At 51.1% G+C, this 22,536-nt stretch carries 21 protein-coding genes and 8 pseudogenes; 26 read left to right on the top strand and 3 right to left on the bottom strand.

Going from position 1 to position 22,536, the window contains the following annotated elements; translation table 11 throughout:
* The first annotated feature begins 725 nt into the window (after nucleotides 1-725).
* From WHJ28_RS12405 to WHJ28_RS12280, 26 genes and pseudogenes are all read left to right on the top strand, one after another.
* Nucleotides 726-1,547, top strand: coding sequence for a ParA family protein (locus WHJ28_RS12405; RefSeq protein WP_209346000.1), 822 nt, complete (start codon nucleotides 726-728; stop codon nucleotides 1,545-1,547).
* On the top strand, nucleotides 1,504-2,439 hold the full coding sequence (locus tag WHJ28_RS12400) for a ParB/RepB/Spo0J family partition protein (protein ID WP_209346002.1): 936 nt from the start codon (nucleotides 1,504-1,506) through the stop codon (nucleotides 2,437-2,439). The genes WHJ28_RS12405 and WHJ28_RS12400 overlap by 44 nt, the downstream gene beginning before the upstream one ends.
* A gap of 12 nt (nucleotides 2,440-2,451) precedes the next feature.
* Nucleotides 2,452-2,724 carry a DUF5720 family protein gene (locus WHJ28_RS12395; RefSeq protein WP_204651777.1) on the top strand — a complete coding sequence of 91 codons (273 nt, stop codon included), beginning with the start codon at nucleotides 2,452-2,454 and terminating at the stop codon, nucleotides 2,722-2,724.
* A gap of 50 nt (nucleotides 2,725-2,774) precedes the next feature.
* Complete coding sequence (locus tag WHJ28_RS12390) at nucleotides 2,775-3,044, top strand: hypothetical protein (RefSeq protein WP_340042408.1); 270 nt, start codon at nucleotides 2,775-2,777, stop codon at nucleotides 3,042-3,044.
* A pseudogene (locus WHJ28_RS12385) lies at nucleotides 3,032-3,382 on the top strand (DUF6017 domain-containing protein); the annotation flags it as partial. The gene WHJ28_RS12390 and the pseudogene WHJ28_RS12385, both read left to right, overlap by 13 nt.
* Nucleotides 3,383-3,430: 48 nt before the next feature.
* Entirely contained in the window at nucleotides 3,431-3,793 is a 363-nt protein-coding gene (locus tag WHJ28_RS12380; protein ID WP_209346008.1) for a DUF7768 domain-containing protein, read from the top strand.
* Entirely contained in the window at nucleotides 3,786-4,097 is a 312-nt protein-coding gene (locus WHJ28_RS12375) for a DUF5720 family protein (RefSeq protein WP_209346010.1), read from the top strand. Before WHJ28_RS12380 ends, WHJ28_RS12375 begins: the two co-directional genes overlap by 8 nt.
* Before the next feature lie 101 nt (nucleotides 4,098-4,198).
* The gene (locus WHJ28_RS12370) at nucleotides 4,199-4,699 is read left to right on the top strand and encodes a PcfB family protein (protein ID WP_209346012.1); all 501 of its coding nucleotides are present in this window, start codon (nucleotides 4,199-4,201) and stop codon (nucleotides 4,697-4,699) included.
* Nucleotides 4,696-4,998, top strand: a pseudogene (locus tag WHJ28_RS12365) (VirD4-like conjugal transfer protein, CD1115 family); the annotation flags it as partial. The gene WHJ28_RS12370 and the pseudogene WHJ28_RS12365, both read left to right, overlap by 4 nt.
* Before the next feature lie 32 nt (nucleotides 4,999-5,030).
* On the top strand, nucleotides 5,031-5,246 hold the full coding sequence (locus WHJ28_RS12360; RefSeq protein ID WP_002584971.1) for a transposon-encoded TnpW family protein: 216 nt from the start codon (nucleotides 5,031-5,033) through the stop codon (nucleotides 5,244-5,246).
* Between the two features lie 134 nt (nucleotides 5,247-5,380).
* A complete protein-coding gene (locus WHJ28_RS12355; RefSeq protein ID WP_002584970.1) occupies nucleotides 5,381-5,683 on the top strand; it encodes a hypothetical protein in 303 nt (100 codons plus the stop codon).
* A gap of 168 nt (nucleotides 5,684-5,851) precedes the next feature.
* The gene (locus tag WHJ28_RS12350) at nucleotides 5,852-6,685 is read left to right on the top strand and encodes a methyltransferase domain-containing protein (protein ID WP_002584969.1); all 834 of its coding nucleotides are present in this window, start codon (nucleotides 5,852-5,854) and stop codon (nucleotides 6,683-6,685) included.
* Between the two features lie 121 nt (nucleotides 6,686-6,806).
* Entirely contained in the window at nucleotides 6,807-7,112 is a 306-nt protein-coding gene (locus WHJ28_RS12345; protein WP_002584968.1) for a DUF3847 domain-containing protein, read from the top strand.
* 248 nt (nucleotides 7,113-7,360) lie between these two features.
* Nucleotides 7,361-7,489, top strand: a pseudogene (locus WHJ28_RS12340) (Maff2 family mobile element protein); the annotation flags it as partial.
* 652 nt (nucleotides 7,490-8,141) lie between these two features.
* Nucleotides 8,142-10,061: a tetracycline resistance ribosomal protection protein Tet(W) gene (gene tet(W) / locus WHJ28_RS12335; RefSeq protein WP_002586627.1), complete on the top strand. Its 1,920-nt coding sequence runs from the start codon at nucleotides 8,142-8,144 to the stop codon at nucleotides 10,059-10,061.
* Nucleotides 10,062-10,111: 50 nt separating this feature from the next.
* Nucleotides 10,112-10,858 carry a class I SAM-dependent methyltransferase gene (locus WHJ28_RS12330; protein WP_340042407.1) on the top strand — a complete coding sequence of 249 codons (747 nt, stop codon included), beginning with the start codon at nucleotides 10,112-10,114 and terminating at the stop codon, nucleotides 10,856-10,858.
* Complete coding sequence (locus WHJ28_RS12325; RefSeq protein ID WP_002586615.1) at nucleotides 10,851-11,063, top strand: helix-turn-helix domain-containing protein; 213 nt, start codon at nucleotides 10,851-10,853, stop codon at nucleotides 11,061-11,063. The genes WHJ28_RS12330 and WHJ28_RS12325 overlap by 8 nt, the downstream gene beginning before the upstream one ends.
* A gap of 497 nt (nucleotides 11,064-11,560) precedes the next feature.
* Nucleotides 11,561-11,959, top strand: a complete 399-nt coding sequence (locus tag WHJ28_RS12320) for a plasmid mobilization protein (protein ID WP_002596229.1) — start codon at nucleotides 11,561-11,563, stop codon at nucleotides 11,957-11,959.
* Nucleotides 11,931-13,136, top strand: a pseudogene (locus WHJ28_RS12315) (relaxase/mobilization nuclease domain-containing protein); the annotation flags it as partial. The gene WHJ28_RS12320 and the pseudogene WHJ28_RS12315, both read left to right, overlap by 29 nt.
* Nucleotides 13,135-13,251, top strand: a pseudogene (locus tag WHJ28_RS12310) (PrgI family protein); the annotation flags it as partial. The pseudogenes WHJ28_RS12315 and WHJ28_RS12310, both read left to right, overlap by 2 nt.
* Before the next feature lie 130 nt (nucleotides 13,252-13,381).
* Nucleotides 13,382-14,077: pseudogene (locus WHJ28_RS12305) on the top strand (VirB4-like conjugal transfer ATPase, CD1110 family); the annotation flags it as partial.
* Nucleotides 14,078-14,079: 2 nt separating this feature from the next.
* Complete coding sequence (locus WHJ28_RS12300; RefSeq protein ID WP_209346017.1) at nucleotides 14,080-14,448, top strand: DUF3851 family protein; 369 nt, start codon at nucleotides 14,080-14,082, stop codon at nucleotides 14,446-14,448.
* Nucleotides 14,441-16,213, top strand: coding sequence for a CD1108 family mobile element protein (locus WHJ28_RS12295; RefSeq protein ID WP_340042405.1), 1,773 nt, complete (start codon nucleotides 14,441-14,443; stop codon nucleotides 16,211-16,213). The genes WHJ28_RS12300 and WHJ28_RS12295 overlap by 8 nt, the downstream gene beginning before the upstream one ends.
* A 30-nt stretch (nucleotides 16,214-16,243) precedes the next feature.
* Nucleotides 16,244-16,501 carry a DUF4315 family protein gene (locus WHJ28_RS12290; protein WP_340042404.1) on the top strand — a complete coding sequence of 86 codons (258 nt, stop codon included), beginning with the start codon at nucleotides 16,244-16,246 and terminating at the stop codon, nucleotides 16,499-16,501.
* Nucleotides 16,491-17,087: pseudogene (locus WHJ28_RS12285) on the top strand (DUF4366 domain-containing protein); the annotation flags it as partial. The gene WHJ28_RS12290 and the pseudogene WHJ28_RS12285, both read left to right, overlap by 11 nt.
* A pseudogene (locus WHJ28_RS12280) lies at nucleotides 17,086-17,772 on the top strand (relaxase family protein); the annotation flags it as partial. The pseudogenes WHJ28_RS12285 and WHJ28_RS12280, both read left to right, overlap by 2 nt.
* 37 nt (nucleotides 17,773-17,809) lie before the next feature.
* On the opposite strand, the gene WHJ28_RS12275 reads toward WHJ28_RS12280, so the two are convergent.
* Genes WHJ28_RS12275 through WHJ28_RS12265 form a run of 3 tightly spaced genes read right to left on the bottom strand, consistent with a single transcriptional unit; the run spans nucleotide 17,810 to nucleotide 22,248 of the window.
* Complete coding sequence (locus WHJ28_RS12275; RefSeq protein ID WP_340042403.1) at nucleotides 17,810-18,538, bottom strand: TnsA endonuclease N-terminal domain-containing protein; 729 nt, start codon at nucleotides 18,536-18,538, stop codon at nucleotides 17,810-17,812.
* A complete protein-coding gene (locus WHJ28_RS12270; RefSeq protein WP_340042402.1) occupies nucleotides 18,531-19,346 on the bottom strand; it encodes a hypothetical protein in 816 nt (271 codons plus the stop codon). Before WHJ28_RS12270 ends, WHJ28_RS12275 begins: the two co-directional genes overlap by 8 nt.
* Nucleotides 19,347-19,362: 16 nt before the next feature.
* Complete coding sequence (locus WHJ28_RS12265) at nucleotides 19,363-22,248, bottom strand: ATP-dependent helicase (RefSeq protein WP_340042401.1); 2,886 nt, start codon at nucleotides 22,246-22,248, stop codon at nucleotides 19,363-19,365.
* Between the last annotated feature and the right edge of the window lie 288 nt (nucleotides 22,249-22,536).

Raw genomic sequence — 22,536 nt, 5'->3', positions numbered from 1 at the left:
GCCGTCCCGTATAGAGGGCCGGCAGGCAATTTTTATTGGTATGATATTGTTTTGGAGCAGCAAAACAGGCCTAACATTAGCTGCGCTAACTTCAAAACCTCCCTTTTGACCTTAATGTCTTATCGAAAAAGAAACCAAACCAGAGAGAGCCGATGATTGTTGAAGAAGAAGAAATCAAGCAGTATTTCCCCTCGCATTACAATAGTGAACAGATGCACAACACGATTTTACTGTTGATTAGGAATTGGAGTAAAAAGCGTGGCTACACACAATAAAAGGTCATTATACCTTGTCACAACAGGGAGCAGAAAATTTTTCTGCTCCTTTTTTTATTTTTTGCGCAACAAACGGCCTCTGCCGTGGCCTACAAGTGAGAGTTACATCTCATGGACCTTGAAAATTCAGAAGAACATCAGGTACAACCGTCCCTCGGAGAGCCACTCCGGTGATACGCCATGACGCCTACGGGTCGAGCGACTTCCCTATCGCCGGTAAAGAGCTTGATAACTTGAGGCCACGATCCAGGGACAGGGGGAAAACTTACACTCAGCCACAGTCCGAGCGTTAAAAGCGTCGCAGGCAATGGGAGTGTCCGGTACAGAACCGTGATAAATGAATCCTAAATCAAAAGGATGCCGAAATGTTCTTGATTTTAAGAAAACCCAAGGGGGTAGTTTACCCTCTTTACATTCCATCTTCTGTTCAATACACAGGAGGAAACTGAAATGAACACACAAATTATCGCCATCGCCAACCAGAAAGGCGGCGTTGGCAAGACAACCACCTGCGCAAACCTGGGTATCGGGCTGGCACAGGCCGGGAAGAAAGTGCTGCTGATCGACGGGGACCCGCAAGGAAGTCTGACCATCAGCCTGGGCCACCCCCAGCCGGACAAGCTCCCCTTTACCCTGTCCGACGCGATGGGCCGTATCCTGATGGACGAGCCGCTGCGCCCCGGCGAGGGTATCCTGCATCACCCGGAGGGCGTTGACCTGATGCCCGCTGACATCCAGCTCTCCGGCATGGAGGTCTCTCTGGTGAACGCCATGAGCCGAGAGACAATCCTGCGGCAGTATCTGGACACTCTCAAGGGACAGTATTCCCAGATCCTGATTGACTGTCAGCCCTCCTTGGGGATGCTTACGATCAATGCGTTGGCTGCTGCCAACAGGGTAATAATCCCCGTCCAGGCGGAGTATCTGCCCGCCAAGGGCTTGGAACAGCTGCTCCAGACGGTCAATAAGGTGAAACGGCAGATCAACCCCAAGCTCCAGATCGACGGTATCCTGCTGACGATGGTGGACAACCGCACCAACTTTGCCAAGGAGATTGCGGCTCTGCTGCGAGAAACCTACGGCAGCAAAATCAAAGTGTTCGGAACTGAGATTCCCCATTCCGTCCGGGCAAAGGAAATCAGTGCCGAGGGCAAGAGTATTTTTGCCCATGACCCCAAGGGCAAAGTGGCCGAGGGTTACAAAAATCTGACCCAGGAGGTGATGAAACTTGAAAAGCAGCGCGAAAAAAGTAGAGCTTGCTCCATACGATGACTTGTTTTCCACCGAAGAAAGCCGCCAGGATGCCAAGCTGGAGAAGGTACGGGAAATCCCGCTGTCTGAACTGCATCCTTTCAAGAACCATCCCTTCAAAGTCAAGGATGACGAAGCCATGATGGAGACCGCCAACAGTGTTCGGCAGTACGGTGTTCTGGTTCCGGCGATTGCTCGCCCGGACCCGGAGGGTGGCTATGAGCTGGTAGCCGGTCACAGGCGGCACCGGGCCAGTGAACTGGCCGAGAAAGAAACCATGCCGGTCATTGTCCGCGACCTGGACGATGATGCCGCCACCATCATCATGGTGGACAGCAACTTGCAGCGGGAAAGCCTGCTTCCCAGCGAGAGAGCCTTTGCCTACAAGATGAAGCTAGAGGCTATGAAGCACCAAGGGGAACGGTCCGATTTAACTTGTGCCCAAGTTGGGCACAAGTCGGATGGAAAGAAGTCACGGGATATTTTGGCCGAGCAAGTTGGTCAGAGCCGAAATCAAATTCAACGCTATATCCGCCTGACAGAACTGATTCCCGAACTGCTGGATATGATTGATGAACAGAAAATCGCACTCAATCCGGCTTATGAGCTGTCTTTCCTCAAAAAAGAGGAACAGCGGGATTTGCTGGACGCGATGGACAGCGAACAGTCTACCCCCTCTCTTTCCCAGGCCCAGCGGCTCAAGAGATACAGCCAGGAGGGACATCTGACCCTCGATATGATGCGCGTCATCATGGGCGAGGAAAAGAAAAGCGATCTGGACCGGGTGACTTTCACCTCCGACACCCTGCGGAAGTATTTTCCCAAGAGTTACACGCCCCAGCGGATGCAGGAAACCATTATCAAGCTGCTGGAGGCGTGGCAGAAGAAGCGCCAGAGAGACCAGGAACGATGAAAGGAGCCGCCTATGAGGGATATTTCGGCCCGTGAGCTGAAAGGGCACAACATTCTTGCCGTAGAGCGTTTTCAGGATAACACCCGCTGGATGATCGAGTTTTCCGTTCAGCGTCCCAGTTCTTACGGTAGCCCCGGTGATGAAATGCGGCTGTTTCTCACAGAGGACGGGTATCAGGCCGCTCTCCTGAGTCAGCAGCGCCGGGAAATCAAAATCAAGCGGTATGCCCATGTGATCGAGGGCCATGTCCTCGACTTCAAGCCTAAAAGAAAGCATCACCCTTGATATGTTGTATGTTGGAAGAAATAGACCATTGCGAGATTGGGGGGATATATATGCACACAGTTGAAGATTTGGAAAACACACTGAAGGATATCTTTATAACTACTGAATCGACTTACAACCAGCAAGTCGAACTGGAAAACCTTTTGGAAGAAGTTGATCCGCGGTCTCTTATTCGTACCATCTGGGAAAACTCCGAGACCATATACTCTTTTCGCACTGAAAAAAACAGAGAGCAGTGCATGGTGTATTGCGAATCAGAGCTTTTCAAGAAGTGGGTAACGCTTCTATATTCTGAAAATGGTTCCGGTATCGGGATTTGATTCTGGAGAACATCGAGTATGACCACCTGTGCCGGGAGTTTACCACCTACCGGGAGGACCTGGACGAGATTGTGGAGCTGATGGTGGAGACCGTCTGCGCCAAGCGGAAAACCACCCGGATCGCTGGCAGCGACTTTCCCCATGAGGTGGTCTGCTCCCGGTTTTTGAAGCTGGACTGCTCCCACATCGAGTTTGTCATGGAGTGCCTGCGGAACAATACCACCGAAATCCGCAACATGAAGCAGTATCTGCTTGCGGTGCTGTTCAATGCGCCGACCACGATCAGCAACCACTACACCGCACAGGTTAACCACGATATGTACGCAGGCGGCTGGTAAACAGCCGCTTTTCTACTGCCCGGACGCACCGGGAGAAAGGATTTTGCCATGAAACGACCCCTTGCTTACATTACGGCTCCCTGGAGCAACAGCCAGTATGAGAACGCCGAGAACGCTGCGGCCTACTGCCGTCAGGTGTATGACGCCGGGTATTCGCCCATCTGCCCGGTGCTGTTCCTGCCCACCTTCCTCAAGGACGAGATTCCCCAGGAACACAAGGACGGGCTGGATATGGCGCGGGACTACCTGCGCCGGTCCCATGTGCTGGTGGTCTGCGGCCACGGTATTGACGAGACCGTGAAGAATGACATCGCCACCGCCGAGCGCCTGCGGATCACCGCCACCACCCTGAACGGTATCCTGACCGTGAAGGGCCAGGGGCGCGGGAAAGGAGGTGCGCGCCATGCCTGAGCGTAAGACCGTGGGCCAGCTGATGGAGGAAATGCGCCTCAAAGCCGGGGCACAGAACTACCACGGGCACGAGTACATGGATTTACAGCGGTTTGCTGAGGATACCCGGCACATGATTATCTTCGATGTGCTGACCTACGATTCCCCGGTGGGATGGAAGGGCGAACGGACCCGTCTGTTTCTGACGGAGGCCGGATACCAGAAAAGCCTGGAGAGCCAGGAAAAGGGCCACATCAAGATTCTCAGCCATGCCAAGGTGCGTCAGGGACATCTCTACTATGATCGTTCCGACCAGCTGCGCTGAAAGGAGGTTCTAATCGTGAAATTTCTGCTGCGGCGGCTGGTGGTCCCGCCCTAGTATCAAGCACCACCCCTGCAAAACCTGTGGAAAGGAGGCGATGACCTATGCAGGAGGAAGTGGAAAACAGAACTTTGACGCTGGTAGTCAGCGGCACAAAGCTCACAGGGCGGCTGTTTAAGGCCGCTATTGCCAAGTACATGGCTTACCGCAAGGAAAAGAAGCTGCAAAAGCAAAGAAGCCGGGACGCTCCCGTGATACCGCATGGCAAGCAGACCGTGAAACAGCTGATCGGTCAGAACCAGGGCGTATCCAACATCGAGATCACCGACCCCTCTATCCGTGAGTTTGAGAAGATTGCCCGGAAGTACGGTGTGGATTATGCCGTTAAAAAAGACCGCAGCAGCTCTCCGCCCAAGTACCTGATTTTCTTCAAAGGGCGGGATGCGGATGCTCTGACCGCCGCCTTTACCGAATACACCAGCAAAAAGGTGAAAAAGGCGCAGAAAACAGAACGCCCGTCCATATTGGAGAAACTGGGTAAGTTCAAAGAACTGCTTCAGAATACGGTTATGGACCGGCACAAGCGGAAGGAGCTGGAACGATGAAAAAGCAGTTGGACATCAAAAAGCTCGTTCTGCTGAACCTGCCATATCTCCTGGTGGGTCTGTTCGCCACCAATTTTGGAGAAGGCTGGCGTATGGCCACAGGTGCGGACGCTTCGGCAAAAATGCTCTCGTTCTTCTCCACGCTGCCGGTGGCGCTGGCCAGCTGGTGGCCCAGCCTTCACCCGCTGGACCTGTTGGTGGGACTGTGCTGTGGCGCTGGTCTGCGGTTGGCCGTCTATCTCAAAAGCAAGAACGCCAAAAAATACCGGCATGGCATGGAGTACGGTTCCGCCCGCTGGAGTGCATAATTTTAAGTGTAAAGGAAGCCTATATGACAGAACAGAACGGGACGCCCACCGCGCCCCGGAACCCCGACAGTATTATCACGACGCAGAGAAACGGGCAGACTATTGTTGCGGAGTTATTTTTCAATCACAGCAGCACAGAAACATTCCGCGACAAGCTGCTCAAGACGATACTTGCCGACAGTTCGTGTTTATCTGCGTCTGACGGTCAAGAGCCGGAAAAATCGGAAATCTTGCGATAACAGCCGCCCCGACGATACATTCCACGTCCGGGCGGTTTTTATCGTCAAAAACGCCGTTTTCTCCAAGTCAAGAGCCGGAGAAAACACCCGAAAAATGCCCCTATTGCGTAACAGGGGCACAGAAAGGAGTTTGCATGAGAACAGGGCTTACCAAGCAGGAAAAGACCACCGATATTTGGTTTGACGAGAAAGACCCCCTTATCCATATCCGCACCCACAACACCGCCTTGAAAAAGCGTCTGCTTGCATACAGCCGCCGTTATCCGGCGATCTGCCAGCAGACTGACGCAGACCCGGAAACGGGCTGCATGGAGTTTGACATTGAGAAAGGCCGCTTCTCTTTCCGTCTGACCGCCCCATACAGCGAGGAACGGCGGGCGGTATGCCAGAGAGAGCAACGTCGCCGACAGGCTGAAATAGAGTTGAAATGTTCATAGTTTTGTGCTATACTTTTTCTAAAAGCAGAGTAATACTGCGGAATTGATTGGAGGACAACACAATGGTTACATTTATGAGATTAAGATAAAACCGCGAGTTATGTTGCGGTTATCCGTATTGCATAACTCGCTTATTGAAGCAGAGATGTAATTACGGAGGAAAAACAAATGAATAATAATTTATCACGCTTTGCAGACAGCAAGGTTTATTTTCAATGCCCAATTTGCACAAAATCAATGGATATACAAGGCAATAGCCTAATTTGTAGACATGGACATTGCTTTGATATTTCAAGATATGGGTATGTAAATTTGTTGTTAAAATCATCGCCCAAAACCAACTACAGCAAGCGGTCTTTTGACAACCGGCACCAAATTTTGGAGTATGGCATGTATGATGTTGTGTTGGAGAAAATCATACAGTTTATTTCTGATACGCCATCTATAAGAAACATTTTAGATGTTGGTTGCGGCGAGGGTTTCTATGCAAGGCAGATACAGCAAAGAACAGAACGAAACATCTTTGCCTTTGACTTGTCAAGGGAGGCAATACAGATTGCATCAAAAAAAGACAAGCGCAAAGCAGTGAAGTGGTTTGTTACTGACTTATCAAAAATCCCTTTGAAAGACGGAAGTATGGATTGTATTTTAGACATATTTTCGCCTGCACACTACAAAGAATTTCAGCGATTGCTATCTCCTAACGGATATGTTGTGAAAGTAATTCCTACGAAAAATCATTTGAGGGAAATCAGGACTAAAGTGCAAGCACACTTGAAAAATCCAGATTATTCAAATGAGTCTGTCGTTGAATATTTTGAGAAATATCTTAAAACCATTTCAAGAGAAACGGTTTCAGCCACCGTACAGTTGTCATCAGAACAAAGAATGTCGTTTATTGAAATGACGCCGCTTCTCTTTTGCGTTGAAAAAGATTGCGTTGATTGGCGTACTCTCACACATTTGACAATCGAAGCTGATGTTTTAATAGGAATGTATTAAAGGGCGTATTGATATTTAATATTCCCATTTATTGAGCAGAACGGAGTAAACCAAACACCCTAATCAAAAGGACAGCCGAGGAAATCGACTGTCCTTTTTCTATGCCGACAGGTAGAAAGGAGTGACCACCCATGACGAAACCGAGAGAAAAAAACGCGAGGAATTGCAAGCCGAGATTGAGGACGGGAAGAAGAAAATCCGGCAGCTTGAAAATCGGGAAAAGGTGTTGCGGCAAAAGTTATCCCAAGAGGAACGCAGGACGCGCAGCCATCGGCTGATCGTCCGGGGTGCGGTCTTTGAGAGCATTGTGCCAGAAGCAAAGACCATGACCGACGAAGAAGCCGCCGCCTTTCTCCGGCTTGCCCTGACGAGCGAGGAAGCGCGGGGCTATCTGAAAAAACGCACCGAGGGCGGGAAAAGCGAATAATCCCTTTGGTACAAAGGGCGCACTTATACACCCTTACGGGTGCGTGCGCTCTGCCGAGGGCTTGTCGGCACAGAGAGAAAGCCGCTTGCTTCCCTCTCTGACCGACATTGGCGGCTTTGCCGCAACAAGGGGCTGCACCCCTTGCGCCGCTTACGCGGCTATCCCTGCACACCCACAAAAACAGTATACCCGCCTTTGGCGTCTGTACCATTTTTGCGGGTTTTCATTTTATCCGGGAGGTGATACCCATAGCCATCTATCATTGTAATATCACCGTTCTTCAGACCCTCGTTATCGCTCTGGGCGCCGGTCTCGGCATCTGGGGTGTCATCAACCTGCTGGAAGGTTACGGCAACGACAACCCCGGCGCAAATGCTCATGTACGGTAAGGAAGCAAGCAACCGAAAACAAGAGATAGACCGCCAGCACTACACTATTCCGAACCAAAGACCAAAAGATAAGCATTGTGGGAAAATCTAAACTTTTGGATTTTCCTACAATGCCAACTACGGCGGAATCCCTCCCACTCCTTATATCTTTCTGTATACATTGAATTTGTATTTAGTAAAATGCAGACAACACCACGGATCGGCTTTTGGTTGGACAATTCCAACCAAACACCACAGCAGACAGCAGAAAACATTCTGAACGCTAGGAAGCCGGTATGATTGTTACATATAAGGGGAAGAAAAATTTCTTTTAGGTACTTGCTTTCCTAAAACTGATGTGATACAATGATTTAATCCAGAAAAGGAGTAAAAAATATGCGGCAAGGTATTCTTAAATAAAACTATAATCAAATAGTGGGAACAAAGGATTATGATAGCTCCTTTTGTAGGGGCTTAGTTTTTTGTACCCAATTTAAGAATACTTTTGCCTTATCAATTTTGACATATCCCCAAAAACAGCAATCACAAACAGGTGTATGCTGTATATGTGTATGTCCGCAACTTATAATCCCCAGTGGTAAAAGTATTTTACTGCTGGGGATTTTTATGCCCTTTGGGGCTGTAAAGGGAGGACAATCACATGAAAATAATCAATATTGGAATTCTTGCCCATGTAGACGCTGGAAAGACGACCTTGACGGAGAGCCTGCTATATGCCAGCGGAGCCATTTCAGAACCGGGGAGCGTCGAAAAAGGGACAACGAGGACGGACACCATGTTTTTGGAGCGGCAGCGTGGGATTACCATTCAAGCGGCAGTCACTTCCTTCCAGTGGCACAGATGTAAAGTTAACATTGTGGATACGCCCGGCCACATGGATTTTTTGGCGGAGGTGTACCGCTCTTTGGCTGTTTTAGATGGGGCCATCTTGGTGATCTCCGCTAAAGATGGCGTGCAGGCCCAGACCCGTATTCTGTTCCATGCCCTGCGGAAAATGAACATTCCCACCGTTATCTTTATCAACAAGATCGACCAGGCTGGCGTTGATTTGCAGAGCGTGGTTCAGTCTGTTCGGGATAAGCTCTCCGCCGATATTATCATCAAGCAGACGGTGTCGCTGTCCCCGGAAATAGTCCTGGAGGAAAATACCGACATAGAAGCATGGGATGCGGTCATCGAAAATAACGATGAATTATTGGAAAAGTATATCGCAGGAGAACCAATCAGCCGGGAAAAACTTGCGCGGGAGGAACAGCAGCGGGTTCAAGACGCCTCCCTGTTCCCAGTCTATCATGGCAGCGCCAAAAATGGCCTTGGCATTCAACCGTTGATGGATGCGGTGACAGGGCTGTTCCAACCGATTGGGGAACAGGGGGGCGCCGCCCTATGCGGCAGCGTTTTCAAGGTTGAGTACACCGATTGCGGCCAGCGGCGTGTCTATCTACGGTTATACAGCGGAACGCTGCGCCTGCGGGATACGGTGGCCCTGGCCGGGAGAGAAAAGCTGAAAATCACAGAGATGCGTATTCCATCCAAAGGGGAAATTGTTCGGACAGACACCGCTTATCAGGGTGAAATTGTTATCCTTCCCAGCGACAGCGTGAGGTTAAACGATGTATTAGGGGACCAAACCCGGCTCCCTCGTAAAAGGTGGCGCGAGGACCCCCTCCCCATGCTGCGGACGACGATTGCGCCGAAAACGGCAGCGCAAAGAGAACGGCTGCTGGACGCTCTTACGCAACTTGCGGATACTGACCCGCTTTTGCGTTGCGAAGTGGATTCCATCACCCATGAGATCATTCTTTCTTTTTTGGGCCGGGTGCAGTTGGAGGTTGTTTCCGCTTTGCTGTCGGAAAAATACAAGCTTGAAACAGTGGTAAAGGAACCCTCCGTCATTTATATGGAGCGGCCGCTCAAAGCAGCCAGCCACACCATCCATATCGAGGTGCCGCCCAACCCGTTTTGGGCATCCATAGGACTGTCTGTTACACCACTCTCGCTTGGCTCCGGTGTACAATACGAGAGCCGGGTTTCGCTGGGATACTTGAACCAGAGTTTTCAAAACGCTGTCAGGGATGGTATCCGTTACGGGCTGGAGCAGGGCTTGTTCGGCTGGAACGTAACGGACTGTAAGATTTGCTTTGAATACGGGCTTTATTACAGTCCGGTCAGCACGCCGGCGGACTTCCGCTCATTGGCCCCGATTGTATTGGAACAGGCATTGAAGGAATCGGGGACGCAGCTGCTGGAACCTTATCTCTCCTTCATCCTCTATGCGCCCCAGGAATACCTTTCCAGGGCTTATCATGATGCACCGAAATACTGTGCCACCATCGAAACGGCCCAGGTAAAAAAGGATGAAGTTGTCTTTACTGGCGAGATTCCTGCCCGCTGTATACAGGCATACCGTACTGATCTGGCCTTTTACACCAACGGGCGGAGCGTATGCCTTACAGAGCTGAAAGGATATCAGGCCGCTGTCGGTCAGCCGGTCATCCAGCCCCGCCGTCCAAACAGCCGCCTGGACAAGGTGCGCCATATGTTTCAGAAGGTAATGTAAAGATACATAATCGTCAAGACGGCAACAATCAGAAGTTATGGAGGGTAACAATGGAATATAGTAAGGAAGATTTAATGGAAGCAAAAAAGCAAATTTGGGGAGTGGGAGAGAACATGGGAACAGAGGAAAGTAAAAAAATCTGGGAGGAGAACGCACAATTTTGGGATAATGCAATGGGTGACGAATCTAATGAATTTCACAGAGAGGTAGTGCGTCCCAAAGTAACGGAACTTCTATCTCCTAATCCTGCGGATTACATTTTGGATATTGCGTGTGGCAATGGAAATTATTCTTCGTATCTTGCACAAAGAGGCGCTTCGGTTGTCGCTTTTGATTACAGCAAAAAAATGATAGAATTGGCTAAAAGACGGCAATCACAATATGCAAAACAAATTGAATTTTGTGTGGCGGATGCGACCGATAGAAAAAGTATATTAGAATTAAAAAGAAATCGAGCCTTTACGAAAGCAGTTTCTAATATGGCAATTATGGATATTACGGATATTGAACCACTTCTTATGGCTGTTTATGAACTGTTGCAGGAAAGCGGAATTTTTGTCTTTGCAACGCAACACCCTTGTTTTGTCACGTTGACTGAAAAATATATGACACCGCACAGTTACTATGATATAGCGATTGAAGGGCAACCGAAAGAGCAGATTTATTATTACTTTCTGCGCCAGCCGCAGCGCGTGATCGGCGCGTGTATTGGCCGGTCACGCAGCACAGCGGGGCGGCATATCCAGCTTGCCTTGCAGCGGCTACGCGAAGAAATGGGGGTGAGCCGGTATGAGTAGACTTCTCCCCTATGAAACAATCCTCAAAGCCCGTGAGGGCGACCCAGAAGCCGTGAACGCTGTCCTGCTCCACTACGCCGGATATATCCGCTATTTCTCAAAAGTGAACGGGCAGGTCAACGCCGAGGTGGAGGACTATGTAAAGCAGCGGTTAATTGACTGTCAATTCAAGTTCCGGCTTGACGAACCACCGGACAAGTCATAAAAACTGAATACCAGCCGCCACCGACGCGGCCAGCGAAAGCAGTAAGTCTTGAAAAAGATTTACTGCTTTTTTTGTTGTCCGGCTCCGCTCCCGGCCATTTTGCCCCCTGCCGGTTGTAGTAGTAAGCGAGGAGGGAATTTTTCTGCCCTGGTGTTTGGCATTTGGAGCATTTACCCGTAGTAGAGGGCAAAGAGAAAGGATTTCTCCAACACCGGGTAGAAACCACTGCGTCCGGTGTCATTTTAGCGAAAGCGGGCAGGAATGCCCTTTACAGGATTAGTAGTAGCAGAAAAAGAGAAACAAACTTTTGTGGTTGCAGTTTTCCAAAAAAGTGGCGGACGGAAGTGAGAGAAAGTTTGCAGTCACGGAGAGCAAGTTTCTACCACGGTGCCAAAATCCGCAATTCTGCAGTTTTGCCCCTCGCGGGAAACTTGTTGGGGAGTGCCTTCCCCAAACCCTGCTCATGCGCCCTTACGGGCGAGAAAGGAGGTCACACCATGCGAAAGAAATACAACACGCCCCACCGCAGCCGCGTTGTGAAAACCCGGCTGTCCGAAGATGAGTATGCCGACTTCACAGCGCGGCTTGCGCCCTATGGTATCAGCCAGTCCGAATTTCTCCGGCAGGCGATACGGCGGGCGACCATACGCCCGGTTGTCCATGTGTCGTCGGTCAATGACGAGTTGCTTTCCGCTGTCGGGAAGCTGACAGCCGAGTACGGCAGGATCGGCGGCAACCTCAATCAGATTGCCCGGTATCTGAACGAATACGGCGTACCCTACAACACCCTTTCCGGCGAGGTACGCGCCGCCATATCCGACCTTGCCGTCCTCAAGTATGAAGTCCTCAAGAAAGTAGGTGACGCGGTTGGCAACACTCAAGCATATCAACTCTAAAAACGCCGACTACGGAGCCGCCGAGCAATATCTTCTCTTTGAGCATGACGAGTTTACCATGAAGCCCGTCCTTGATGAAACCGGCAGGCTTATCCCCCGCGAGGACTACCGGCTGTCCACGCTGAACTGCGACGGGGAGGATTTTGCCGTTGCGTGTATGCGGGCCAATCTCCGCTATCAGAAAAACCAGCGGCGGGAAGATGTGAAAAGCCACCACTACATCATCAGCTTTGACCCGCGGGACGGGCCGGACAACGGCCTGACCGTAGACCGGGCGCAGGCGTTGGGGGAACAATTCTGTAAAGAGCATTTTCCCGGCCACCAGGCCCTTGTCTGCACCCACCCGGACGGGCATAACCACAGCGGCAACATTCATGTGCATATCGTCATAAACAGCCTGCGGATTGAGGAAGTGCCGTTCCTGCCCTACATGGACAGGCCGGCCGATACGAAAGTCGGCTGCAAGCACCGATGTACCGACGCTGCCCTGCGCTACTTCAAATCCGAAGTCATGGAGATGTGCCACCGGGAGGGGCTTTATCAAATCGACCTCTTGAACGGCAGCAAGAACCGCGTCACCGACCGGGAGTATTGGGCGCAGAAAAAGGGACAGGCCGCGCTGGACAAGCAGAACGCCCCCATGATTGCCGATAGTATCACGCCCCGGCAGACCAAGTTTGAAACGAACAAGGAGAAGCTGCGGCAGACCCTACGGAAAGCCCTTGCCACCGCCGCCAGCTTTGACGAGTTTTCCTCTCTGTTGCTGCAGGAGGGTGTGACCGTCAAGGAGAGCCGGGGGCGGCTTTCCTACCTCACGCCGGACAGGACAAAGCCAATTACCGCCCGGAAGCTGGGCGACGATTTTGACCGCGCCGCTGTCTTTGCCGTTTTAGAGCAAAACGCCGCCAGAGCAGCCGAAGCGCCAGCCAGATCCCCCGATCCCCCACGCACCATAAAAGACCGCTTGCAGGTTGCCAGAGCCGAGATAGCCGCCCCGAAACAGGACGGAGTGCAGCGGCTTGTGGACATTGAGCAGAAAATGGCCGAGGGCAAAGGCCGGGGCTATGAACGCTGGGCGAAGATACACAATCTGAAGCAGGCCGCCAAAACGCTGTCCGTCTACCAGCAATACGGCTTTACTTCCCCGGAGCAGTTAGAAGCCGCCGTTGACACCGCCTAAACAGCGCCCGTATAAGACCAACAACTTCTATGCCGTGCTGGAACGGCAGGCAAGACTCGACAAGGAGGTGTATGACATTGTTCACCGCAAAGAAAAACCGGCAGGCCGATAAGGATGGCAAGCAGACGCCGCCGGTTCCCAAGAAGAAGCTTTCCCGCGCTGACAGAAAGCAGATCGAAGCCGCCATTGCCCGCGCCAACCGCACGGACAAAAAGGAAAAGTCCGCACAGGACAGCATCCCCTATCAGACTTACCTCAATGACCCTCGCCCGGAGAATATGCCCATTCTGGAGGACCTGTATGACCTGCTGCGGGCACAGGAGGAAAAGGAAGCGCAGTACATCGCCACGGCGCTGGAAATCTACGTCACCGGCTCCCTCAATGTGTTCAATCACCGCAGCAATGTGGACATCAACAACCGCATTGTCTGCTATGACATCAAGGAACTGGGCAAGCAGCTGAAAAAGATCGGTATGCTGGTGGTCCAGGACCAGGTGTGGAACCGTGTCACCATCAACCGTGCCGCCCACAAGTCCACCCGCTACTACATCGATGAGATGCACCTGCTGCTGAAAGAGGAACAGACCGCCGCCTACACGGTGGAGATCTGGAAGCGGTTCCGTAAGTGGGGCGGCATCCCCACCGGCATCACGCAGAATGTCAAAGACCTTTTGAGCAGCCGGGAGGTGGAGAACATCTTTGAGAACTCCGACTTCGTGTATATGCTCAACCAGGCGGGCGGTGACCGGCAGATTCTCGCCAAACAGCTGGGCATTTCTCCGCACCAGCTCAGCTATGTGACCCATTCTGGCGAGGGCGAGGGCCTGCTGTTCTACGGCGCAACCATCTTGCCTTTCGTGGACCACTTCCCGAAGAACACCGAGTTGTACCGCATTATGACCACCAAACCCCAGGAACTGAAAAAGGAGGATGAATGACCATGAAGCCCAATATGGAACTGAACTCTATGATGTTTTTTGAAGCGGCGCTGGAGGAACAGCGTTCCAATCTGCTCTCCGACATGGCCGCTGCCGTCAGCGAATGCCGTGAAGCGGCAGACCAGGCGGCTCAGCTGAGCGAGGACGGCGAGGCGGGCCTGCTGCGCCTGACGGAAATCTGGTGCGCTATGAACGGCGTTCCCGTCATCGTCATCTTCGAGGGCGGGCAGTCTGAACTGCTGGCCTCTGTAGTGGCGCAGATCTACGCCTTTCTGATCCAGCACCCCTCCCGTGGTCCCCAGGGGTTGGCCCTCTATGTGGAGCTGCGCTACATGATGGCCTCCCTGATGATGGGAGAATGGTTTGAATAAGGAGCCGCGCCTGCGCTTTACGGCGGAAGAACGGGCTGACCCGGCGCTGGAAAAGCCCATTCGTAAGGCGGACAAGGCCGCCGCCAAAGCGGATAAGGCGCAGGCCAAAATTCCGAAAAAGAAGGTCCGGCAAAAGGCGGTGGACCCGGAGACCGGAAAAGTCACCACGAAGCTGGTGCTGGAGGACAAGAAAAGGCCGCCCTCCAAGCTGTCCCATGCGGTACGGGATGCCCCCGCCAATGCTGCGCTGGGGAAACTCCACAAGGAAATCCAGGAGGCCGAACAGGACAATGTGGGCGTGGAGAGCGCCCACAAGTCCGAGGAGGCCGCAGAGACCGGCGCACGATTGGTTCGGGAGGGCTATCGCAGTCACAAGTTGAAGCCCTATCGTAAAGCAGCCCAGGCCGAGAAAAAGCTGGAAAAGGCCAATGTAAACGCCTTGTACCAGAAATCTTTGCAGGAGAATCCCCAGCTTGCCAGCAATCCTTTCTCTCGCTGGCAGCAGAAACGGACCATCAAGAAGCAGTATGCCGCTGCCAAGCGCGCCGGTCAGTCTGCCGGAAGTGCTGCCAAGACTGCGGAGGCCACCGGTAAGGCGGCCAAGGCTGCCAAGGAAAAGGCCCAGCAGGCGGGTGCGTTTGTCATGCGCCACAAAAGAGGTTTCATCCTCGTGGGGGTAATCTTCCTGATTGTCTGTCTGTTGCTCAACACCATGTCCTCCTGCTCCATGATGGCACAGAGTATCGGTTCTGTGGTGTCCGGCACCACCTATCCGTCGGATGACCCGGAGATGGTGGCGGTAGAGGCCGACTATGCAGCCAAGGAGGCGTCACTGCAAGCGGAGATCGACGGCATCGAAAGTAGCCATCCGGGGTATGACGAGTACCGCTATGATCTGGACATGATCGGGCATGACCCCCATGAGCTGGCGGCCTATCTCTCTGCCGTGCTGCAAGGCTACACGCAGGCAAGCGCCCAGGCGGAGCTGGATCGTGTGTTTGATGCACAGTACGAGTTGACGCTTACCGAGGAAGTGGAGACGCGATACCGGACAGAGACCCGGACCGGCACCACCACATCTACTGACCCGGAGACCGGTGAGGTCACAGCGGAAGAATACGAGTACGAGGTAGAAGTTCCCTACGAGTATTACATTCTGAATGTGAAGCTCACCAGCAAGCCTATATCCTCTGTGGCTTCGGAGCTGCTGACCCCGGAACAGCTGGAAATGTATCAGGTGTACCGCAGCACGCTGGGCAACAAACCGCTGATTTTTGGTGGTGGTTCTGCCGACACCAGCGACTCCGAGAGCTTGACCGGCGTGCAGTTTGTCAACGGCACCCGCCCCGGAAATCAGGCCGTGGTGGATATTGCCAAGAGCCAGGTGGGCAATGTGGGCGGTCAGCCCTACTGGAGCTGGTTCGGTTTTACCTCCCGTGTGGAGTGGTGCGCCTGCTTTGTTTCCTGGTGCTATGGCCAGATGGGGCTGTCCGAACCACGCTTTTCAGCGTGTCAGGCGCAGGGCATCCCGTGGTTCCAGTCTCACGGGCAATGGGGCGGGCCTGATTATGCCAATATTGCCCCCGGCGACGCAATCTTTTTCGACTGGGATCTTGACGGCAGAGCCGACCATGTGGGCATCGTTGTCGGCACGGATGGCAGCCGGGTCTACACCGTGGAGGGCAATTCCGGCGACGCCTGCAAAGTCAGAAGCTATTCTTTGACCTACGAGTGCATCAAGGGCTATGGCCTGATGAACTGGTAAGGCTGATTTTTGAGAAAAGGAGTGATTGAAATGGCTAAGAACAAAATCCAGCGCATTGACCAGGAGATTGCCAAGGTGCGCGAGAAGATCACGGAGTACCAGGACAAACTGAAAACCCTGGAGGCGCAGAAAACCGAGGCGGAAAACCTGGAGATCATCCAGACGGTGCGCGCGCTGCGGCTGACCCCGGAACAGCTTTCCGCCTTGCTCTCTGGCGGCACGGTTCCCGGCATGGCCGCTGCTTCCGCCGATTACAACGAACAGGAGGATACCGACCATGAAGAATAAGAAAATTTTCAAAACCCTTTCGGCCCTCTGCGCCGCCCTGGTGCTGATGATGGGCCTTTCCGTGACTGCCTTTGCCCAGGGAACGGAAGAACTTCCGGCGGAGGATGCCACCAACGACAGCAATGTGGTCGTGGAGGAAACCGAGGACAGTCCCGCCCTGACCCCGGAGGGCAACGCTGCTCTGGTGGATGATTTCGGCGGCAATAAGCAGCTTATTACCGTCACCACCAAGGCGGGCAACTACTTTTATATCCTCATTGATAGGGCGAATGAGGACAAGGAAACTGCCGTCCATTTTCTGAACCAGGTGGATGAAGCCGATTTGGAGGCACTGATGGAGGAAGGCCAGACCACCACGGAACAGCCCGCCACCTGTACCTGTACGGAAAAATGTGTGGCTGGTGCGGTCAATACGGCCTGTCCGGTGTGTGCCACCGATATGAGCGGTTGTATTGGCAAGGAGCCGGAACCGGAAGTGCCGGAGGCAACGCCTGCCCCTCAAGAAACCGAGCAGGAACCCGTGGGCCTCAATCCGGTAATTCTGTTGGCGGTACTGGCTGTGCTTGCTGGCGGCGGTGCGCTGGCTTAACCTGGACTGTGACCGGAAGTTCCGCAACTTTTGGGGCAGCACGAAAGCTGTCCGTCGATTGAGCGACACCATCTGCATTGAGAACGGACTGTCCATTGTCGAGAACCCAAAGCCCCACGGCAAAAGTTACGACCAATGGCTGGGCGATCAGGCGAAGCCCTCCCATCGGGAATTACTTCGTGCTGCCATAGATAACGCCTTGGCACAAAAGCCTGCTGACCTGGACGAGCTGCTGAAACTACTCCGAAAATCTGGCTGTGAAGTATCCAAGCGCGGGAAATCCTACCGTTTGAAGCTCCCAGGCTGGAGCAAAGTATCCCGCCTGGACAGTCTGGGTGATGGCTACACCCTGGAAGACCTGTTGGCCGTCCTCGCCGGTCAAAAGGTGCATACGCCCCGTCAGAAGCCGGTCAAGCGGGCAGATCTGTCGAAGGTCAATCTGCTGGTTGACATCCAGGCAAAGCTCCAGGCCGGAAAAGGTGCCGGATATGCGAGATGGGCCAAGGTCTTTAATTTGAAACAGATGGCGCAGACCGTGAACTATCTCACCGAGCATAACCTGCTGGAGTATGCAGTGCTGGAGGAAAAGGCTGCTGCGGCCACGGCCCACCACAATGAGCTATCCGCAAGAATCAAGGCTGCGGAGAAACGAATGGCGGAGATTGCCGTCCTGCGGACCCATAAGCTGATCGTGACCCAGTAGGTCGTATAAGTGGCTATCAGCACATAGAAATAGTTGATGCAGTGTCAGAGGCATCTTCCAAAACATGAGAGTTAACAATCTGGCTTCCTGCATACATCAGATACTTTATTCCACTTGCTATGGCCATCTCCTCTGCGGCTGCTTGCTTCGCTTTTACCACCGTATCGTCAATTTTATTATCTCCTTTGACTTCAATCAGCTGGTAGGACCCATCCGCCATTTTTGCCAAGAAGTCCGGATAGTATTGACGAATTCTGCCCGATTCCGGGTCATAATAATGCACGGAAAGATCTCCCTGATTGGAGGTAAACATTCCTGTGAAGTATACTTCTTTGACTTTTCCACTGGTGATATACTGCATAAAACATTCTTTCTCTGGGATAGAATCGAAGCAGTAGGTATCAGCATGGAAACTTTTCTTGATTTGTTCCGGGGTAAAGCCGGGATAACGATTTGTAATGACCAGGTCATCCTTTGCAGAAAATTCGTAATATCCAGCTTCTTTTGGTTCACGCAGCAGAACCAGTTCTTTATCCTCCGTTTTCAGTTCCGCTGTAATATCAAACAGCGCATGAAACACGCCTGGGATAATCCAGCCGTTCTGTTCTTTTCCATAAGTTTCCCGCAGCTGCGCAGGGTAATATTGTGTAGAACGGTACGGACGCTTGCCGGTCCACCGCAGTTCTGGAAACCCTTTAATCGTCGGTCGCTGTTCAAATTCAAAAGTCAGCTGTTCGTTATCCATTAAGTTTATCCTCCATTTTCTCGATTTCCGTTGCAAATCCATACGACGCTGCTACTCTCTTTATTTCAGCCGCGCCAATCGGTAAGAGTTGCCCTTCTTTGTACAAATCTCTGCCCAGCAAGTAATGAAGCAAAAGATACCTATCCGTTTCAAGCAGGTTCAGATTTTCGCCCAAATAGCGGTTTACCTGTTCAAGCATAGCCGGATCGGTAAGCTGCGCCAATGTAGATGTCGCATCCAGTTCCCCAGCACTTTGAAGTTTCGTAAGGCTCTCCAGTAATCCCAGCCAATGATATAAAGCTTTCCGCTTCTCGGCATCTGCTTCTTCCATCGTCATTTTTGCAGTCAGTTTCGGCTTCACAACGGCACCCTCTCTTGTTTTAGCTTGAGATCGTACCGCCTCCACTTTAAGTTCCCTTGTTGTCAGGACTTCCCGCGCTGTATGGTAAAATGGGACAATATGCTCCTGCCAGACATTCGGCAGCACCTCATAAAAAAGCTTATCAACTGCCCAGTCAACAACTTTCTCGCTGGCCTCAATCGTTTTGTTGCGCACAGCATCTTTGCAATATTCCTTCAAAGAAAAAGACTTTTGAGCAGGAACTATAGACGGATTTGTTTCTTTATGGTGTGGTACCGGCGGGTGTGCGGCATGGTGCTTTAGTTCTTTGAGAACACGATGGGGTTTTCTGTTTATCAGCCGCCCATAGTCATCAATATAAGCTTCATCACTTTTCCACTTCTGAAAAAGCTCATCGGTTGGGATAATGTAAATAATTTCATTTTTTCGTACTCGATGTTCCGCCATAAAGCATTGTCCTCAATTACTTATTCCCGCAGTAAAAGCGGAAATCACATCCCGCACAGATTTTGGGGTCATTGGCACAGCGGTGGAAATCCTTCCGCATGATCTTCTTGACTGTATCATCAAATGCTGCCATTGTACCTTCCACAGCGGATTTTGTGTACGGATAGGTGATCGTCGGCACACCGCTGTCTTCGCCGGTATAGTAAATGTGCATTTTGCTGACCTTCTTTCCGGTGCGCTCCTCCACAAGATGGGCATAGATATGAAGCTGCCGACGATATCGCTCGAGCTGTTCGCGGTCTTTCTCCATGTCGGGTTTGCGCTGGGATTTAAAGTCTACAATTTCAACTGTATCTCCTTCGCCGCGAATCAGATCGACTTTGCCCTCAATAATATAATCCGGTTTCACAAGAGATACATCCACCTCGGCCTGTTGAATAGCCGACCAATCTCCATGTTGTCTGTCCACATAGCGGAGCACCTGTTTCAAAGCTGCCTCGCGCTGAGGGCCAGCTAGGTATGTATGCTCTGTTTTTGTAAGCGATACATAATTGGAATCGAACCAGCGACTTATATTTTCCCCGGTAATCGTTTGCTCTTCATGCCGCAAAGCAGCCCGGTGAATATCCTCTATAGTCTCATGTACCAGAGTACCAAAGAGCATAGCGTTCGCACGGACCGGCATAAATTCCAATTCCTTGTAGAACTTATATTGCAAGGCGCAAGTTTCGTAAACCGAAATGTGCGATGTGAACGAGTAGGTATTCTTGATGTTTACGTCTTTGATTGGTTTAAAGTCAAACTCTTGTATGTCAAATCCAGAGCTGTCCAAGGATTGCAGTTCCCCATAGATTTCTTTGAAATAGTTGCTGGGGGTCCGATTGTCCTCATTACAGGTCAGAATAAGCAGATCTTGTGCACGGGAAAATGCCGTGTAGTAGAGTCGCCAGAAGTCAAAGAACTTCGTAACCTCATGCGGTTCAAAAGCAGGACGCTTGAAGTAACGCTCCTCAATCTGCATCATCAAGTCATTTGTGTTCTTTCTTGGTACATTCGATAAAGAATCCACCAAAACAATCGGGAACTCCATACCCTTGGACTGGTGGATCGTCAGGAACGATACGCAGCCGCTGGGGGCATACTCAGAGTCATCTTCATACTCCGTGATTCCCCCATCAAAGAGAAGACGCAAATACAGGTTGAAAAGCATCTCCGTATTCTGATCAATACGGCGTTTACCATGGTATTCCGTTGCATCCAGAACGTCCACTCGGTGAAGGTATTCAAACTTGCCGATGATTTGCGTCAGCTTCGCAAGATTTCGCGTGGGGCGGATGTCAACCACGCCGACATCCATCTCTGTATCAAGAATCCCTGCAAAAGGCTGAAACTCAAAAAGCTGATACATCAATCCGCAATAGGCGTAGTCCGTGGCACCAGTCAAACTGACATGGACTTTTCCTCTGCGGCGTATCCATTTCAAAAGTTCTGAATTTTCTGGCCGCATAAGATATTCATTTGCCAGCATGATGCAATTCCGGTAGTAAGTCAGGTGCTCTGGACGGAGAAATACATAATCGCCATTCTCTAATCCTTGCACATAGCGTGGGAACATAAGCATCAGGCATCCAAGAGCTAGGCGTATCTCATCACGCTGAAAAAACATATCTGAGCGTGGCGAATAAACATTTATGTGGTTCTGTTCCAAAAAACGGGCAAGTGCTGTGACACGGGGATGCTTTACAGATTGGAAGAGGAAGGCAATTTGATTATAGTCCGTGAGCTTGCCTGAGCCTTTAAGGTCATTGATAAAACTCAGGATTTTCTCATGCCACTCATCAGGATCATCATCACTGGCGAGTTTCACGACGGCCGGACTATGAAGCAATGTTTTCTCATGCGGTTCAATCTGCTTGGCATACCGGAAATTGTCCCAGCTAAACTTGAACTTTGCGCCATCCGTGGTAGCCATCCACCTGTTGTAGAAATCAACAATATCACTGTTAGAACGGTAGTTAACAACTAGTGGAATAATGCGACATTCACCATCCGCAAACTTCTGCGGGAACTCCAATATATTTCGGATGGTTGCTCCGCGAAAACGGTAGAGACCCTGGTCATCATCACCAACTACACAGATGTTCTTTCTGTCTCCGGCGAGAAGAAATACCAACTGCTCCTGGATAAAGTTCGTATCCTGATATTCATCAACCATGAGATGTGTAATTTGGGAACGCAATTCATCCAGTATTTCTTTATTTTCCCGAAGAAGATGATAGGCTTCAATCTGAATAGAAGAAAAGTCCATCAAATTTCCTTCAGTGAGAATGTCGCGATACTCTTTAAGCATTCGCCCAAGAGCTGCAATTGATTGATCCGCATCGGCCATCAATTCTTCGGGGGTTACGAGTTCTTCAGAGAGGTTATTTACATAATTGCAGATAGCGGCTGCTTGTTTCCATGCACCACCATTCGGCAGAGCAATTTCAATTTGAGGGATACTTCTAAATCGATGGATATTCTGGAAAACCATGTACTGTTGATCGAAAGCATCCAAAAGGCGATAGTTTCTGCGAAGTCGCGTATATTCTAGATGTTCTTTTAGAATTCGAAGGCAGAGGGAGTGAAATGTTCCGATATACATTTCGTTAATATTCGCCGCAATGCCTCTATTGGACAGCTCGTTTGTGATTCTTGTTATTAGTTCTTTAGCTGCTTTCTCCGTAAATGTGGCGACGAAGATGCTTTCCGGTTTTACATTGCATTCTTCTATGAGATAGATTGTGCGTTGAACAAGCGTATATGTTTTTCCAGTTCCAGGACCGGCTGTAATAAGGACAGGCCCTTCCGCAGCGGAGATAGCCTTTCGCTGGCCGTCGTTTGCATTTCCAAAATCAAACATAAGAATATTTCACGCCCTTCCTCATAGCGTCACATTTTACATAGATGGTTTGTCTCTTAGAACTTCCGCACCATGACTAACGGTCACACAGAAATGTAGGAAGACCTTTTTGGTTTGTCATGCACAGTAAGGAAGTCCTGAATCGAAATAGCGTTCAAAGAACGCGTAGCCGCAGGATGAAATCCTGCGTTTATGGGGGCTTGGGGGATACCCTCAACAAGCAGCGCCGGAAGCCGAATGGCTATCCAGGGGCATTGCTTGCTACAATATGTTTACACCAAGGTGAAT

It is taken from the genome of Flavonifractor porci (assembly GCF_037572415.1).
Taxonomy (GTDB): domain Bacteria; phylum Bacillota; class Clostridia; order Oscillospirales; family Oscillospiraceae; genus Flavonifractor; species Flavonifractor porci.
The sequence above is the reverse complement of the archived record's forward strand: the minus strand, read 5'-3'. Positions and strand labels throughout refer to the sequence as shown.